18 protein-coding genes and 1 pseudogene are annotated in these 14948 nt (G+C 62.7%); 10 read left to right on the top strand and 9 right to left on the bottom strand.

Annotation, left to right across the window (positions count from 1 at the left end; translation table 11 throughout):
• Positions 1-248 (top strand): hypothetical protein (locus ACWUKX_RS25265; RefSeq protein WP_456009602.1); only part of this gene is annotated, 248 nt, incomplete at its 5' end.
• A 153-nt stretch (positions 249-401) separates the two neighbouring features.
• Here ACWUKX_RS25265 and ACWUKX_RS25270 read toward each other — a convergent pair.
• Positions 402-485: pseudogene (locus tag ACWUKX_RS25270) on the bottom strand (hypothetical protein); the annotation flags it as partial.
• A gap of 185 nt (positions 486-670) precedes the next feature.
• Between ACWUKX_RS25270 and ACWUKX_RS25275 the strand changes: the two are divergent.
• The 7 genes from ACWUKX_RS25275 to ACWUKX_RS25305 all read left to right on the top strand — a co-directional run bounded on the left by ACWUKX_RS25275 (position 671) and on the right by ACWUKX_RS25305 (position 6861).
• A complete protein-coding gene (locus ACWUKX_RS25275; protein ID WP_456009549.1) occupies positions 671-1873 on the top strand; it encodes an ABC transporter substrate-binding protein in 1203 nt (400 codons plus the stop codon).
• 76 nt (positions 1874-1949) lie between these two features.
• Positions 1950-2816, top strand: coding sequence for a branched-chain amino acid ABC transporter permease (locus ACWUKX_RS25280; RefSeq protein ID WP_123145977.1), 867 nt, complete (start codon positions 1950-1952; stop codon positions 2814-2816).
• Positions 2817-2821: 5 nt separating this feature from the next.
• Complete coding sequence (locus tag ACWUKX_RS25285) at positions 2822-3796, top strand: branched-chain amino acid ABC transporter permease (RefSeq protein WP_287074174.1); 975 nt, start codon at positions 2822-2824, stop codon at positions 3794-3796.
• 4 nt (positions 3797-3800) lie between these two features.
• Positions 3801-4580, top strand: coding sequence for an ABC transporter ATP-binding protein (locus ACWUKX_RS25290; RefSeq protein ID WP_091600118.1), 780 nt, complete (start codon positions 3801-3803; stop codon positions 4578-4580).
• Between the two features lie 2 nt (positions 4581-4582).
• On the top strand, positions 4583-5305 hold the full coding sequence (locus ACWUKX_RS25295) for an ABC transporter ATP-binding protein (protein ID WP_023797265.1): 723 nt from the start codon (positions 4583-4585) through the stop codon (positions 5303-5305).
• Between the two features lie 8 nt (positions 5306-5313).
• A complete protein-coding gene (locus tag ACWUKX_RS25300; RefSeq protein WP_192355761.1) occupies positions 5314-6054 on the top strand; it encodes an aspartate/glutamate racemase family protein in 741 nt (246 codons plus the stop codon).
• A gap of 102 nt (positions 6055-6156) precedes the next feature.
• Positions 6157-6861, top strand: coding sequence for a GntR family transcriptional regulator (locus ACWUKX_RS25305; protein ID WP_123147303.1), 705 nt, complete (start codon positions 6157-6159; stop codon positions 6859-6861).
• 329 nt (positions 6862-7190) lie between these two features.
• On the opposite strand, the gene ACWUKX_RS25310 is transcribed toward ACWUKX_RS25305, so the two are convergent.
• From ACWUKX_RS25310 to ACWUKX_RS25335, 6 genes are all read right to left on the bottom strand, one after another.
• Complete coding sequence (locus ACWUKX_RS25310) at positions 7191-7340, bottom strand: hypothetical protein (protein ID WP_127204769.1); 150 nt, start codon at positions 7338-7340, stop codon at positions 7191-7193.
• A gap of 3 nt (positions 7341-7343) precedes the next feature.
• A complete protein-coding gene (locus ACWUKX_RS25315) occupies positions 7344-7673 on the bottom strand; it encodes a DUF2934 domain-containing protein (RefSeq protein WP_292193644.1) in 330 nt (109 codons plus the stop codon).
• A gap of 124 nt (positions 7674-7797) precedes the next feature.
• The gene (locus ACWUKX_RS25320; RefSeq protein WP_456009550.1) at positions 7798-8460 is read right to left on the bottom strand and encodes a BA14K family protein; all 663 of its coding nucleotides are present in this window, start codon (positions 8458-8460) and stop codon (positions 7798-7800) included.
• A 170-nt stretch (positions 8461-8630) separates the two neighbouring features.
• Positions 8631-9749, bottom strand: a complete 1119-nt coding sequence (locus tag ACWUKX_RS25325) for a KamA family radical SAM protein (protein ID WP_456009601.1) — start codon at positions 9747-9749, stop codon at positions 8631-8633.
• Positions 9750-9916: 167 nt separating this feature from the next.
• Positions 9917-11221, bottom strand: a complete 1305-nt coding sequence (locus ACWUKX_RS25330; RefSeq protein WP_456009551.1) for a mechanosensitive ion channel family protein — start codon at positions 11219-11221, stop codon at positions 9917-9919.
• A 13-nt stretch (positions 11222-11234) separates the two neighbouring features.
• Complete coding sequence (locus ACWUKX_RS25335) at positions 11235-11366, bottom strand: hypothetical protein (RefSeq protein ID WP_456009552.1); 132 nt, start codon at positions 11364-11366, stop codon at positions 11235-11237.
• Positions 11367-11787: 421 nt separating this feature from the next.
• On the opposite strand from ACWUKX_RS25335, the gene ACWUKX_RS25340 reads away from it, so the two are divergent.
• Complete coding sequence (locus tag ACWUKX_RS25340; RefSeq protein ID WP_029351295.1) at positions 11788-12219, top strand: SAM-dependent methyltransferase; 432 nt, start codon at positions 11788-11790, stop codon at positions 12217-12219.
• Positions 12220-12261: 42 nt separating this feature from the next.
• On the opposite strand, the gene ACWUKX_RS25345 is transcribed toward ACWUKX_RS25340, so the two are convergent.
• Positions 12262-13884 carry an ABC-F family ATP-binding cassette domain-containing protein gene (locus tag ACWUKX_RS25345; RefSeq protein WP_456009553.1) on the bottom strand — a complete coding sequence of 541 codons (1623 nt, stop codon included), beginning with the start codon at positions 13882-13884 and terminating at the stop codon, positions 12262-12264.
• 179 nt (positions 13885-14063) lie between these two features.
• Between ACWUKX_RS25345 and ACWUKX_RS25350 the strand changes: the two genes are divergently transcribed.
• Positions 14064-14393, top strand: a complete 330-nt coding sequence (locus tag ACWUKX_RS25350; RefSeq protein ID WP_455839525.1) for a hypothetical protein — start codon at positions 14064-14066, stop codon at positions 14391-14393.
• Between the two features lie 78 nt (positions 14394-14471).
• Here ACWUKX_RS25350 and ACWUKX_RS25355 read toward each other — a convergent pair whose 3' ends face one another.
• Complete coding sequence (locus ACWUKX_RS25355) at positions 14472-14894, bottom strand: hypothetical protein (RefSeq protein WP_456009554.1); 423 nt, start codon at positions 14892-14894, stop codon at positions 14472-14474.
• Positions 14895-14948 lie beyond the last annotated feature (54 nt).

A 14948-nucleotide genomic window follows, 5' to 3' on the forward strand; every position in this document is an offset into this window, starting at 1 on the left:
TTGGGATGTCACCCGGCTGCCCTATGACGGGCCGGCAGACCGCTGGTTCGATGCAAGATGGCTTACGTGAGGTGGCAACGTTGCCAGAAATCACCGCGACCAATGAAGGCTCGGCCCGTTCGATCCGGGGAACATTTAGAGCTCGTCGCGGCCCAAGTTCCAGTCCGCATTTTATGCAACTTTACATCGACCACAGAACCGACAGCGGTGCGGCTTGCAATTTTTCGCCGAACGGCGTCACACGGTGATGATCGTGCAGCACTAGCCCGCGCACAAAACGATCGCGGGACTCCTTCCTGCAACTGGCGCAATCCCCGAAAGTCCTGCGGACGCACCGTTGCGGAGGCCTTCACCTCGATACCGACGACCCGACCGCGTCGATCCTCGATCACGACGTCGACCTCGTCCTGATCCTTGGTCCGGTAGTGTGAGAAAGACACCCGTCGCTCTGACCACGATGCGAGCTTCAGGAATTCCGACACCACGAAGCTCTCGAGCAAAGCACCGAACCGCGATCGGTCCTACATCCTTCATCTACGGCCGCTCACAAGATTGTCAACAATCTTTAAAAGTTTTGTTGACAGGTGATTGATTTGAGCCTTCACTCACAAAAGTCCGCGTATCGGTCGAGTTCTGTCGCAACAATGCGCGGCCTCCAAGGGGAAGAACAATGATCAACAGACGTTCAATAATCACATTCTCCGCGCTCGGCGCCGTCTCCGCGCTGGCAATCATGGCCGGCGGCACAATCACGGTGCACGCCGCCAACAAGGAACTCAAGATCGGCTTTGTCGGCGTGACGAGTGGCGCGGCCGCTGCGTGGGGCACATCCAACGTCCGCTCGATGCAGACACGCGCCACCTGGATCAACGAAACCGGCGGTGTGAAGATTGGTGACGAGACCTATGACATCAAAATCGTCACCTTCGACGACCAGAAGGACCCGAAGCGGGCGATCGCCGGCATGGAGAAGATGGCCCAGGAGGGCATCCACTATGTCGTCGGTCCGAATGTCGACGACGGCGCGGCGGCGGTGCGTCCCGTGGCAGAATCCAAGGGCATCATCTATTTTCCCTACGCATTCCCGAAGGAACTCTACACCCCGCCGGCGTCCAACGCCGTGCTCGGCATGATCGCCAACTACCAGTCGGCTCCGGCGATCTACAAATATCTCATGGAAAACAGGGGCGTGAAAAAAGTTGCCTTTGTCGCCGCCAACGAATCCGATCCGCTGAGCCAGCGGGATGGCGGTGTTGCCGCGGCAAAGGCGCTCGGGCTCGAGGTTGTGGCTGCCACGGATGTCTACCAAAACGATACCCGCGATTTCACGCCGGTACTGACGCCGATCGTTTTGCAAAAACCGGACCTGCTGGTGCTTTCGGGTGTCGCGCCGGGCAATGCGCCGCTGCTGATCCGCGCCGCGCGCGAGCTCGGCTACGAAGGCCTGATCTCCACCGAAACGGCGCAGGATGCCAAGGTGCTGGAAGAGGGCGCGGGCGAGTTGGCCAACGGCTTCATCTCGGTCGGGGGCGCATCGACGCCCGACATCGCGTCCGACACGATGAAGGAATTTGTCGACCGCTATACGAAAATGTTCGGCGAATACAATGACGAGTCCAACACCAAGGTCTACGCGCTCGAATACATCATCGAGACGCTGAAGGCGAACCCGGCCGCGATCGACAATGTCGAGGAGTTCAAGAAGACGATCGACACTTTCTCAGCGCCCAATCCCTACCTGAAGGACGATGCCAAGCTGACCTATGTCGGAATGACGTCGTTCGGCCAGAAGCGCCAGCTTTCGGTCCCGATGGTGGTCACGGAATACCGCGACGGCAAATTCGAGACGCTCTTCGTCGCTGAAGTCGATTGACGCAACTGCACCGAAGCGGATTGCCGCGGAGGCTCGAGCATTCGTCTTCAGCCTCTGAACGGCCGGAACCATCCTGATGGAACAAGTCATCGCCAACGGGCTCTATCTTGGCGCGCAATACGCCTTGATCGCGCTCGGTCTGACCCTGATCTTCGCGCTGATGAACGTGCTTAACTTTGCCCATGGGCAGATGTACGTTCTCGGCGGCTTCGTCACCTACACCGTCTATGGCCAGCTCGGCATGCCTTTCGTCGTCGCGCTCGTCGCGTCCGGGATCACGCTGCTGGTCATTGGAGCGCTGGTCGAGAAATTCCTTTTCAGAACGGTGATTAAGCGAAGCGTGCGGGAGGAAAGTACGATGCTTCTGGCGGCGGCGGTCGCATTCTTCCTCGACGCCGTGATCCTCCTCCTGTTCGGTGAAAAGCAGCGCGGCGTGCCGAAGATCGTCAACGGCGTCTTCGTCTCCGACAGCCTCATAATGCCTTACGACCGGCTGCTGGTCGGCGCTCTCGCCATACTGTTCATCGCATCCTTCGTGCTTTTCATGCAGTACAGCAAGCCGGGACGCGCCATGCGGGCGCTGGCGCAGGACCGGGTCGCGGCGCAGCTTATGGGCGTCGAGGTCGACCGCTATTCGATGATCGGCTTTGCGCTTGGCGCCATGCTTGCCGGCATAGTCGGCGGGCTGCTGGTCGCCATCACCGGCGTCAATTCGGGCATCGGCGGGCCGATCTCGATCAAGGCGTTCTTGATGGTGATGATCGGCGGGGCCGGCGTGGTCAGCGGAGCGATCGCCGGCGGCTTCATCCTCGGCATGATGGAATCGGTCGGCCTGACGGTGCTACGCCAATATGGCGACGTCACTTATCTCGTCATCTTCGCCGCGCTGATGGTGTTCCTGAGCATCCGCCCGAACGGGCTCATGGGCAAGCCGTGGGGGTGATGGACATGAAGCGTACACGCAACATCCTCGCCGTCGCTGTCTTCCTGCTGGTCGTACTCATCGGCGTGCCCTGGCTGATCGAGGCGACCGGTCGGCTCGACCTCTACTACACGCTGACCTCGGTCGCGCTGCTCAGCATCGCCAGCGCCGGGGTGTGGGTGACTTTCTACATCGGCCGCATCAATATCGGCCAGGGCGCCTTCGCGCTTATGGGCGGCTATGTTTCGGCCATTCTTGTCGTCCAGTACGGTGTGTCGTTCTGGCTGACACTGCCGCTGGCTGGGCTATTCTGCGCCGCTGCAAGCGTGCTGATCGGACTGCCCATCCTCAGGCTTCGCGGCGTCTATTTCGCCATGGTCACGCTGGTTTTGACCGAAGTGGCGCGGCTGCTCGCGCTGGCGCTGCCGATCACCAACGGAGCCAAGGGCATGGTCAGCATTCCGCTCCCCGGCGGCATCTCGATCTTCGGGCTGACCATCCTTCCCGATTTCGCGACGCTCGCCAATCCGCGTCCCGCCTTCTATCTGGTGTCGGTTGTGCTGATGGTGCTGTGCTTTGCGGCGCTCTACCGCCTAGTCCATTCGCGCATCGGCAAACTCTGCCAGTCGTTGCAGCAGAACGAGGAACTGGCCTCCTCGATCGGCGTCAACATCGCCTATCTGCGCGTTATCGCCTACGCCATCTCCTCATTCCTCGGCGGTCTCGGCGGTGCGATGTTCGTCGCCATCTCGCAGTCGATCTATCCGTCGAGCTTCACCGTCACCGACTCGGTGAACTTCATGCTGAACTGCTTCCTCGGCGGGCTCGGCCATGTTTTCGGGCCGATGATCGGCACCTTCGTGCTCTATTTCGGCTGGGATTTCCTGTTCGAGACCGGCGAGTTCCAGTTGCTGATCTTCTCTTCGGTGCTGATCGCGCTGATGCTGTTCCTTCCCAACGGCCTGCTCAGCCTCAGGCTGTTCGGCAAGAAGCAGGGCTAGGACCATGACTGAGCTTCTCCAGATCAAGGCCGTGACCAAACGCTTCGGCGGGCTGGTCGCGGTCAACAATGTTTCCTTCGCGGTCCGCGAACGCGAAATCCTCTCCGTCATCGGCCCCAACGGCGCCGGCAAGTCGACGCTGTTCAAGCTGATTTCCTCTTTCCTCAATCCGACCTCGGGCGAAGTGCTGTTCCGGGGAGAGCGGATTTCAGGCCTGGCGCCGCATATCGTCGCCCGGAAGGGCGTGGTGCGCACGTTCCAGGAGACGACGATCTTCAAGGGCATGACGGTGCGCGACAATGTCATCATCGCGCATCACCTGCGTTCCAATGCCAGCCTTGCCGGCTTCTATCTCGGCACGAATACCGCACGGCGCGACGAGGATGAATTCGGCCGCTCGGCCGACGAGATCATCGACTTCCTCGATCTCGGCGCGCAACGGCATGAGATCGCCAGCACGCTGCCGCACGGCCATCTGCGGGCGCTCGGGATTGCCATCGGGCTCGCCACCAACCCGACCGTGCTTCTGCTCGACGAGCCCTTCGCCGGCATGAACCATGACGAAACCGTGCGCGCGGTGGAGATGGTGCGCGGCGTGCGGAAGCGCGGCGTGACTGTCCTGCTGGTCGAGCACGATATGCCTGCCGTCATGAACATTTCCGATCGCATCGTCGTCCTGAACTTCGGTGTGAAAATCGCCGAGGGAACGCCGAAGGAAATCCAGGAGAACGAAAAGGTCATCGAGGCCTATCTCGGCGCCGAAGATGAGACGATCGGATTTTAGCCATGAGCGAACTGCTGAAAGTCTCCGACGTCGAACTCTACTACGACCATGTCTATGCACTGAAGGGCGTGTCGCTCAACGTCAACGAGGGCGAGACCGTCGCGCTCATCGGCGCGAACGGCGCGGGCAAATCCTCGATCCTGCGCGCCATCACCGGCCTAAAGAAAGTCCGCAGCGGCGAGATTCATTTCCGGGGCCACCGCATCGACGGAACGCGCCCGGACGAGCTGGTCAGGATGGGCATCGCCATGGTGCCGGAGGGTCGGCGCGTCTTTTCCTACATGACGGTGCGCGACAATCTGATGATGGGCGCCTTCACCCGCACCGACAAGGCCGAAATCGCCAGGACGCTGGACATGGTGCTCGGGCGCTTTCCGCGCCTGAAAGAACGCTATTCCCAGACGGCGGGCACCATGAGCGGCGGCGAACAGCAGATGCTGGTGATCGGGCGGGCGCTGATGGCCAAACCGAAGCTTCTGCTGCTCGATGAACCCTCGCTCGGCGTCGCGCCGAAGCTCGTCCAGGACATCGCCCGCTCCATCGTGGCGATCAATCGCGACGAAAAGGTCAGCGTTCTCTTGGTCGAGCAGAATTCGCGCATGGCGCTGCGCATCTCGCAGCGCGCCTACGCACTGACGACCGGAAAGATCGCGCTGGCCGGACATTCGGCTGAGCTGCTTGGCGACGACCGGGTCAAAAAGCTCTATCTCGGCGGCGAAATATGAAAGCGCAAATGGACATACTCGTCGTCAATCCCAACACCACCGCGTCCATGACCGAAAAGATCGGCGAGGCGGCGCGCGGCGCGGCTTCGGCCGGCACCAGGATCATCGCCGTCAATCCGAAGGACGGGCCGCCGAGCGTCGAAGGCTATTTCGACGAGGTCTTCGCCATCCCGGGAATGATCGGCGAGATCCAGAGACATCCGGCGGCGAGCGCCTGCGTCATCGCCTGCTTCGACGATACCGGCCTCGACGCAGTACGCTGCGTCGGCGAGATGCCGGTGGTCGGCATCGGCGAAGCGGCGTTTCACATGGCGAGCCTAATTGCCGGCAAGTTCAGCGTGGTGACGACGCTGTCGCGTTCGGTGCCGGCGATCGAGCACAATCTGGTGCGCTACGGCCTCGCCAGCCGCTGCGCCAGGGTGCGGGCAAGCGACGTTCCCGTTCTGGAGCTCGAAGTGCCCGGTTCCAACGCCCGCCATCGAATTTCGGAGGAGATCGAGCGCGCCATCCGCGACGACCGGGCCGAAGCGATTGTGCTGGGATGCGCCGGCATGGCCGACCTCGCCGCCGCGCTCAGCCGCGAACATGGCCTTCCTGTGCTCGACGGCGTCGCCTGCGCGGTACAACTCTGCGAGAGCCTCATCAGCCTTGGCCTGTCGACCTCGAAGCGCGGCGGCTACCAGGTTCCACTCGAAAAATCCTTCGCCGGAATCTTTGCGCCCTTTTCGCCCTCCGGCCGTGTATCCTGATGCGTGCAAAATTGTTGAAATTCCCACACAGGATGTTCGATGTCCGGCCGGAAACGCGGTGTTCGCGCCGCTATGCGATCCGGCCGCCGGGACAATGAGACGATGGACCTGCTTGGACCAAAGACACGGGATGGCGACAAGCCGACGATGCGCTGGTTTCCGGTCTATGCCGGCCTGCGCGACGCCATCGTCAGCCACCGCCTCGCACCGGGCACAAAGCTGCCCGAGGACGAACTCGCCTCGATCTATTCGGTGAGCCGCGCGGTGATACGCGCGGCGCTGCAGGCGCTGTCGCATGACCGCTTGGCTCGGCTCGAGCCGAACCGCGGCGCTTTCGTCGCCCAGCCGACCAAGCAGGAAGCGCGCGAGGTGTTCGAAGCGCGGGCGCTGATCGAGCCCAAGGTCGCGGCGCTTGCCGCCGAAGTGGCAAAGCCGGCCGAGATCGCGCAACTGCGGCTTCATCTCGAAAAAGAGCACGAGGCCCTGCATGCCGGCCGCGACAGCGACGCCATAATGCTGTCGGCAAAATTCCATGTCGGCATCGCCGAAATCGCCGGCCATTCGATCCTGACCGGCTTCGTCAAAGACCTGTTGTCGCGGTCGTCGCTGATCATCGCGCTCTACTGGCGCCGCCGCGACACCACCTGCGAAAGCCACGCCCATCACGCCCTCGTCGATGCCATCGAAAAGCACGACGCAAAAAACGCGTCCGACCTGATGCGAAGTCATCTCATCGACCTTCTGTCGGGCCTTGATCTGTCGCTTGGCGAGAAGAAACCCGAGAGCCTGTCGGACATCTTGCGCTGATCTCGCTGTCAAAATCTTCGCCGGAGTTCGCCTATGTCCGCACCATGCTGCACTGCTTCTTCGTTCCTTCTGTCATAACAGTAGCGCTCGTTGAGTCCGCGGCGCTGCCCTCCAGCTGCACCTGCTCCTGCTGGGCCATAGAGTCCCTCCCGCACAACGGTCGGGCAACGCGCCCGATCAGAGCTTGACGCAGCGCAGTCGCAGCAAGGATTGGGCAAACTGCCGGTTTTTCTTATGGGCTTTAGATACGACCTGATGCGATCGGTCGATGGCCCTCGCGAGAGGCCAGTTCCAGACTGCATCTGCCTGGCAGGCGACGGCACGCCCCCTCAATGCCTCTTGAAATACTGAACCTCGCGTTCGTGCTTCTCCGCAGCCTCGCGGCTGTCAAACGTCCCGAGATTGCGGCGCTTGCCGGTCTTTTCGTCCTTCTTGCGCGAATAGAGGCGGTATTTTCCGTCTTTGAGTTTTCTGATCATCTGTCACTCCCCGAGCCGCTGCTTCCCCTTGAGATTGCGCGCGGCTTGTTCGATCGCCGCCCGGTCGTTTCCCAACCTGTCGATTAGCTCCTGCGCCTGTTCGCCCGATATGCCGGTGCGCACCGCCAGGGCCTCCACCGTCAAGACGTCGGAGCTCGCGACCTCGCGGGTTTCCGGCAGGGCATCGCCTGCCGTCAGCGGCAGGGCTGCCTCCCTGTCGATCTCGGCCTCGGCCCGGTGCCAGTGCCGCTCGGGATCGCCATGGATGCGGCCTTCACGTTCCCAGATCTGGTATGCGCGCTCGCGAATCTTGTCTTCCCGGTCGTCGCCCATCTTGATTCCTCCTTGGGTATCGGATGAATGCCGCGCCAACCCGAACGATCCAAGAAATCTGCGTGATCGGTCGCATAAGGCGCCACGCACTGCGCCGCCAACCCGCCACCCGCCTCCGCCCTGCCTACTCGCACTGCCGGCGCGGGCCGCCGGAATAGGGCTGGTAGGTGTTGTCTTCCGGCCGATAGGAGCGGTAGCGGCTGAAGCAATATTCCACGTGGTGGGGCGGAAGCTGGGCGCCGCCGGTTTCATCCGCCGGAACGTTCCCATCCATTGACCACGTGTCGGTCGCCTCGACATAGCTGGCGCTATCGTCGGCAGGCTGTGCGACGCGCTCGGCAGCGCCGGCATCGAGATAGGGCGAGATGCAGGGACGCTGCTCTCCGCTGTAGGATGTGTAGTGGTCGTCGCTTGGCCTGTAGGAACGGTAGCGGCTTGCGCACCATTCCACATGGGCGGCGGGCACCGCCTGCTGCTCGTGCGCTGCCGGCTTGATAGAGGCGGTAGCGTTGGGGTCGGGTGACGAAGATGCGGCATCGGCAGGTTTCGATGTGCGATCGACGGGGACCTGATCAACTGGGACTTCGCGGGCGGGAAGGCGCTCAAGACGCTGCGAAGCGGGGTTCACCTTCCGCGGCTCCCTCGGCCACAGTTCGGCAACGCTGGAAGTCGGGGCGGCCTGCCGCACCGGCTCGGCGGAAAGAATCCAGACGGCGAAGGCCAATCCGCTGGCGAAAACCGCCAGCGTCAGCACAAAGCCGCCAAGTACCGCGGATAAAACTTTCACCTGCGCTCCTTTGCCCCGTCATCTCTAGAAATGCGAGGCATTGGATCCGGTTCCAACGAGGAGTGGCACAAGCTTGCGCGCTGAAGGAAGTCTCCGTTTCTCGAAAGGCCCCTCTCCGTCTCGGCTTCGCCGAGCCACCTCTCCCGCTTTGGGGGCGAGGAACCCAGGGTTCAAAGGTCGCCGACAATCTCCGTATACGCCCTCAGCTCGCCATCCTGCCCGCGAATCCGCCAGGTCTCTCCGTCCTGCGCCTCGACATAGGATGCGCCGAGCGGCACTTTGCCGCCGCCGTCCGGCAGGTCCAGCACATAGACGGGGTTGCAGATGCCCGACAGGCGCGCGCGGAGCGCGCTGGCCAGCGCCTGTCCCTCGGCGATGGTGGTGCGCCGGTGCGCCATGCCGCGCGCGAGGTCGCCGTGGTGCAGGTAATAGGGTTTTACGCCGAGGCGGTACATCAGCTCGCGGCACAGCTCCTCCAGCACCTCGACCGTGTCGTTGACGCCTTTCAGGAGAACGCTCTGGTTGAGCAGCACGAAGCCGCCTTGCCGCAACGCGCGACAGGCCTGCTCAGCGGCATCAGTGATTTCGCGCGCGTGGTTGAAATGGGTGACAACCGTGACCATCAGCCGGCCCTGCAGGGAGCGAACCAGCCCTGAGGTGATGCGCGAGGGCAGAGCGACCGGCACGCGGGTGTGGATGCGCAAGAGCCGCACATGCGGAACCGCCTCGATGCGGGCGCGGATTTCCGCCAGCGCCTTGTCCGGCAGCGACAGCGGATCGCCGCCGGTCAGGATCACCTCGCGGATTTCGGGATGGGCCTCGATATAGGCGAAGGCCGGTTCCAGCGCCTCGCGCGAAAAACCGCGGCCGATCGAAGTCAGCGACTCCTTGCGAAAGCAGAACCGGCAATAGACCGCGCATTGATAGGTCGGGAACAGCAAAACCCGGTCGGCATGACGATGCGTCAATCGCGGCACCGGGCTGAAGGCATGGTCGGCGATCGGATCATCGAGCTCGCCTTCCAGCTCGGCCAGTTCTTCGGGCGACGGGATGACCTGCGCCCGGATGGGGTCGGCGGGGTCGCTCCAGTCGATCAGATCGAGATAGGCTTTTGGGATGCGAACCTTGTGGCGCGTCGCCGCGGCTTGAGCCGCCTCGCGCTCGGCCGGCGACAGCGGCAGGGAATCCAGATCGCGCACATGCCGCACGCCCGCGCGAACATCGTCCTGCCACGAGGCGTCATCATCGTGGGCGCGCCCATCATCGGCGGCCATGCCGGCTGCAGCCATGCTGGCGTCGGGGATGTCGAGGTGTGAGGTCATCGAAGGCTCCTTGAATTCGGGGCTGGATACAGCATTGGAGCCATGGCTTGAAGGCAATAAGCGTTGCCGAGATGGCAGGGACGAAAAGGCCGCGCTCAGCGGCTTCGGCGCCGCGACCCGGTGCACCCTACCCATCAGCGCCCGCTTGATTTCCCAGCGCGCCCATCCGGCTTCATGATGATCTCGCGATGCGGATAAGGGATGTCTATGCCGTTTTCCCTAAAGGTGTCCCACAGCGCCAGCAGTACCCTGCCGCGCACGTTGGTCAGACCTTGCTGAGGGTCGTGGATCCAGAAGCGCAGCACGAAATTGAGCGAGGAGTCGCCGAAGTCCGTGAGCCAGCAGACCGGCCGCCGGTCCGCTTCGACCCGGCCGACGCTCATGGCGGCCGCTATCGCCAGTTCGCTGACCTTATGCGGGTCGGCGTCGTAAGAGACCCCGAAATTCACGTCGAGCCGCACGAGGTTGTCGCTGAACGACCAGTTGATGACCCTTTGGGTGATGAAGTCTTCGTTCGGGATCAGGTATTCGCGGCCGTCGCGCGTCACCACCGAGACAAACCGCGCCCGCAATTCGCGTACCCAGCCGAAGGTGCCTTCAAGCGAAATGGTGTCGCCCGGCTTGATCGACTTGTCGAGCAGGATGATCATACCGGAGACGAAATTTGAAACGACCTTTTGCAGCCCGAAAGCCAGGCCGACGCCGACGGCGCCGGAGAATATCGTCAGAGCCGTCAGGTCGAGACCGACGGAGGACAGGGCGATGGCACCCGCCACCAGCACAAGGCCGACCTTTGCGACCTTGCCGACGAGGACGCGGATCGAGGGTGTCAGCTCTTCGGAGATCCGGACGCGTTCATCGATATACTTGCCGACGACCACCGCAAGCCAAACCGTGGCGATCAGCAGCAGCGCCGCCTTCAGCACCATGAGCGCCGAAAGGCGCGCCGCGCCCAAAGGTATTGCGAGGCTGTCCAGGAAAGCCGCGGCGTCGTCATCGATGCCCAGAATGACGAGGGCCGCATAGATCCAGGTCAGCCAGGCGAGAGCCCGCGCGACAAAGCGGTTGCGGATGATGCGCGACAGCACCGATGCGAACAGCCACGCGAGGGATAGCGAGAGCGCGATATAGATGAAATGGGTCCGGCTTGGCCAGGTGACGGCGCGCATGAGAGTGAGCGCGGCAAGCAGGAAGACCGTGAACAGGATCCAGTCGGTGCGCCGCAACAGCGCAACGACGACCCTCAACAGTCCGGGATGCCCCTTGATCTGGCGTGCCCGGTTCTCCATGAGCGGTTCGATGCGCTGCGCCGCGAGCTTCGCGACGAGGAAAAGCACGACGATGATGGCAGCCTGATAGAAGAACCACGGCGTGACGGCATAGTCGAACCATCGGCTGGCCCAGGCCAGCGATTCATCGATGGCGTTGCGAAAATCCATTCCCACACGACCGCTATGGACTGGCGAACAGCACATCCACAATGTCGCCGGCTTGGTGAAGGGTCAAGCCGACGATCGAGAAGCCCTCAAGCGAGCCCCAGCTCTGCGCTTCAGCCCCGGCGCCTCTGGCCGGTGCGCTCGACATTGCCGCAGCCACAGGTGTGGATGCCCTCTGGCGTCAGTTCCAGCACCCGGATTAAGCGCGCAGCAAGGAAGCGGCCGGCAGAAACATCCATGGTCAGGAAACAGCCGCTGGAAACGGCTAACGCATAACATTAGCTTGCGCTTACATTAGCTTAAGCGTATGTATCTCTACGGCCGGTGATCTACCCCCCAACCGGTTAGGCTCGGCGCCAGTCCCCCCCTCAGGCCAACGACGCCGGGCCGCTCGGGCTTTTTTCGCTCAATCCGGGAAGCGCTTTTTAAGTACCTCCTACTGTTCGCTTTCGCCGGGCTGCCGGTCGTCGAGGCCGGTGAACACATCGACTATCCCCTCAGGTGTCGGCCTTCCCGCCGCCAGCCACGCCCGCTAATCTCGGATCCCGGAAGAGGCTGGAGACGAGGGAATGACGAATGGTCTGTCGCCAAGGCTTTTGGCGATCGTCGATGCACTGCCTTTGCAGCAGGGCATGCGGGTTCTGGAGATCGGCTGCGGCCCGGGTGCTGCGTCGCGCGAGATCACGCGCCGGATTGGCGACGGCCACGTGCTGGCGATCGACCGCTCGGCCAAGGCCATCGCGCAGGCCAGGGCCGCCTCGCGCGCCGAGATTGCAGCGGGCCGGCTGAGCCTGCGTCAGGTCGCCATCGAGGATTTCCAGCTGGAGGCGGACGAGCAGCACTTCGACATTGCCGTTGCGGTGCGCGTCGGCGCGCTGGACGGGCGTCATCCCGAGGCAGGAAAGATCGCCCTGCAACGGCTCAAGGCCGCGTTGACGGCGCAAGGCCGGCTGTTCATCGACGGCGGCAATCCGCTGCGCGAAATTGTTCTGCACGGCTGAGCAGCCCGTGGCTTCCTTGAGCGGCAGCGCCGGGCCTGCGCCTCAGCTCCGCAACCCAGGCGCCTCTTGTCCCGTCCTCTCGACATATTCCGAATAGCCGCCGCCATAGGTGTGGATGCCCTCGGGCGTCAGTTCCAGCACCCGGTTCGACAGCGCCGCCAGAAAATGCCGGTCGTGCGAGACGAACAGCATGGTGCCCTCATACTGCGAAAGCGCTGTGATCAGCATTTCCTTGGTGGCGATGTCGAGGTGGTTGGTCGGCTCGTCCAGGACCAAAAGGTTGGGCGGGTCGAACAGCATCAGCGCCATCACCAGCCGCGCCTTCTCGCCGCCCGACAGCACCCGGCATTTCTTCTCGATCTCGTCGCCGGAAAAGCCGAAGCAGCCGGCCAGCGCCCTGAGCGGCGCCTGGCCTGCTTGTGGAAACGCGTCCTCCAGCGTCTGGAACACGGTGCGCTCGCCCTCCAGTACTTCCATGGCATGCTGGGCGAAATAGCCCATCTTGACGCTCGGGCCGCGCGCCACCGTGCCATTGTCCGGCTCGGAAGCGCCGGCGACCAGTTTTAGCAGCGTCGACTTGCCGGCGCCGTTGATCCCCATCACGCACCAGCGCTCGCGGCGGCGCACCTGGAAATCCAGCCCCTCGTAGATCGAGCGGCTGCCATAGCGCTTGTGGATGTTCTTCAGCGTCACCACGTCCTCGCCGCAGCGCGGCGCCGGCTGGAAATCGAACGATACCTTCTGGCGGCGCTTGGGCGGCTCGACGCGATCGATCTTCTCCAGCTTCTTCACCCGGCTCTGTACCTGGGCGGCATGCGAAGCGCGCGCCTTGAAGCGCTCGATGAAGGCGATCTCTTTGGCCAGCATCGCCTGCTGGCGCTCGAACTGCGCCTGCTGCTGCCGGTCGGCGATCGCCCGCTGCTGCTGGTAGAATTCGTAGTTGCCGGAGTAGGCGGTCAGCGAGCCGCCATCGATCTCGACCACCTTGTTGACGATGCGGTTCATGAACTCGCGATCGTGCGAGGTCATCAAGAGCGCGCCGTCGTAGTTCTTCAGGAACTGCTCCAGCCAGATCAGGCTTTCCAGGTCGAGATGGTTGCTCGGCTCGTCGAGCAGCATGGCGTCGGGCCGCATCAGCAGGATCCTGGCCAGCGCCACGCGCATCTTCCAGCCGCCGGAGAGTTTTCCGACGTCGCCGTCCATCATCTCCTGGCTGAAGCCGAGGCCGTCCAGCACCTCGCGGGCGCGGCCATCCAGCGCATAGCCGTCGAGCTCCTCGAAACGCGCCTGCAGGTCGCCGTAGCGGGCAATGATGGCGTCCATCTCATCTGATCGCTCCGGGTCGCCCATGGCGGCTTCGAGCTCGCGCATCTCGGCCGCCACTTCGCTCACCGGCCCGGCGCCGTTCATCACTTCGGCGACAGCGCTGCGGCCTTCCATGTCGCCGACATCCTGGCTGAAATAGCCGATGGTGACGCCGCGATCGACCGAGACCTGGCCCTCATCGGGCTGCTCCTCGCCGTTGATCATGCGGAACAGCGTCGTCTTGCCGGCCCCGTTGGGGCCGACCAGCCCGACCTTCTCGCCCTTCTGCAAGGAGGCGGAGGCCTCGATGAAGACGATCTGCCGGCCGTTCTGCTTGCTGATACTTTCCAGTCGAATCATGCTTTCCACGCGCGCCAAAGGGATTTTCCCCGCGCCAATACGCGATAGGCCTCGCCTGCGGAAGCCCGCAAATCAAATGGCAATACGACGCCAGTTTCGAGGTTCGAACTGAATCAGCGGAACCTTGGATATCGCCGGCAGTTTAGAAAGACAGGCTCAAACACCGAAAGGAGAATAAGATGAAGACGGTTACCGCTATTTTGCTCGCCACCTCAATGATCGGCCTGACCGCCGGCACGGCAAGCGCCACCTGCCATGACACGACTGCATCGATCGAAGCTCAATCAGGCATCGCAAAAGACGGAACGCGTGCACCCCTCGAAACTGATGCGAATGCCGGTAGCAAGGTTGAGGGCGGCCCTGCCAATAAGGACGGCAACACCATGCCGCTAGCCAACCAGGAAGCCGGTGGGGATAAAAACCTTGCCACCTCGCAGCAGGATGTCGAGGCGCAGCAGGAGGGCGACAAGACAGCGGCGGCCAAAGCCGACCCCTGCAAGCCGGACTAACGCAGATTGAGAAGCCGGCCGCAGGCACGGCGCCGTATGCCGCCATCGGCGGCGAGCGTAGCGCCGTTCCTGCCCGATCTACTTGCGCAGCGAGCGCCGGAATTGCTCGTCGAGCCGCTGGAACTCGGCAAACAGCCTATCGCAAGCCCGGCGACCTGCTTCGCATCGCATAGTCCGTTTTTGGCGCCAGCTGCCTTGCCAATCCCTGCTGAGGCGTCTGCACGTTATGGCGGGGTAGGCCTGTTCGGTGGGTCTTGTGAAACTCCACTGCGTCAGCTCGTCAGCAGAAACGAACAGTTCGAAGCGGGATGAAGCAGTAACCCGGCGCAGCCCTGGAGATGCCTTCACTCGCCTGATCAAATCAAGTGCGTCAACACCCTGGAAACCGCACATCGTTGACGGCCCTTTTCCGTCGCGGTGAATGTCTTCGGCCAAGTTCTGAGCGTACGAGTTGCCGTAGGTTGCGAGCATGATCGCGCCAATTACAAGAGATCTTCTCATCCGAGCTTTCCTATCGCCTGCTGTCTTCCGTCAGCATCTGTACTTGCAGCAGCC

The sequence above is a fragment of the Mesorhizobium sp. f-mel genome (assembly GCF_053850215.1).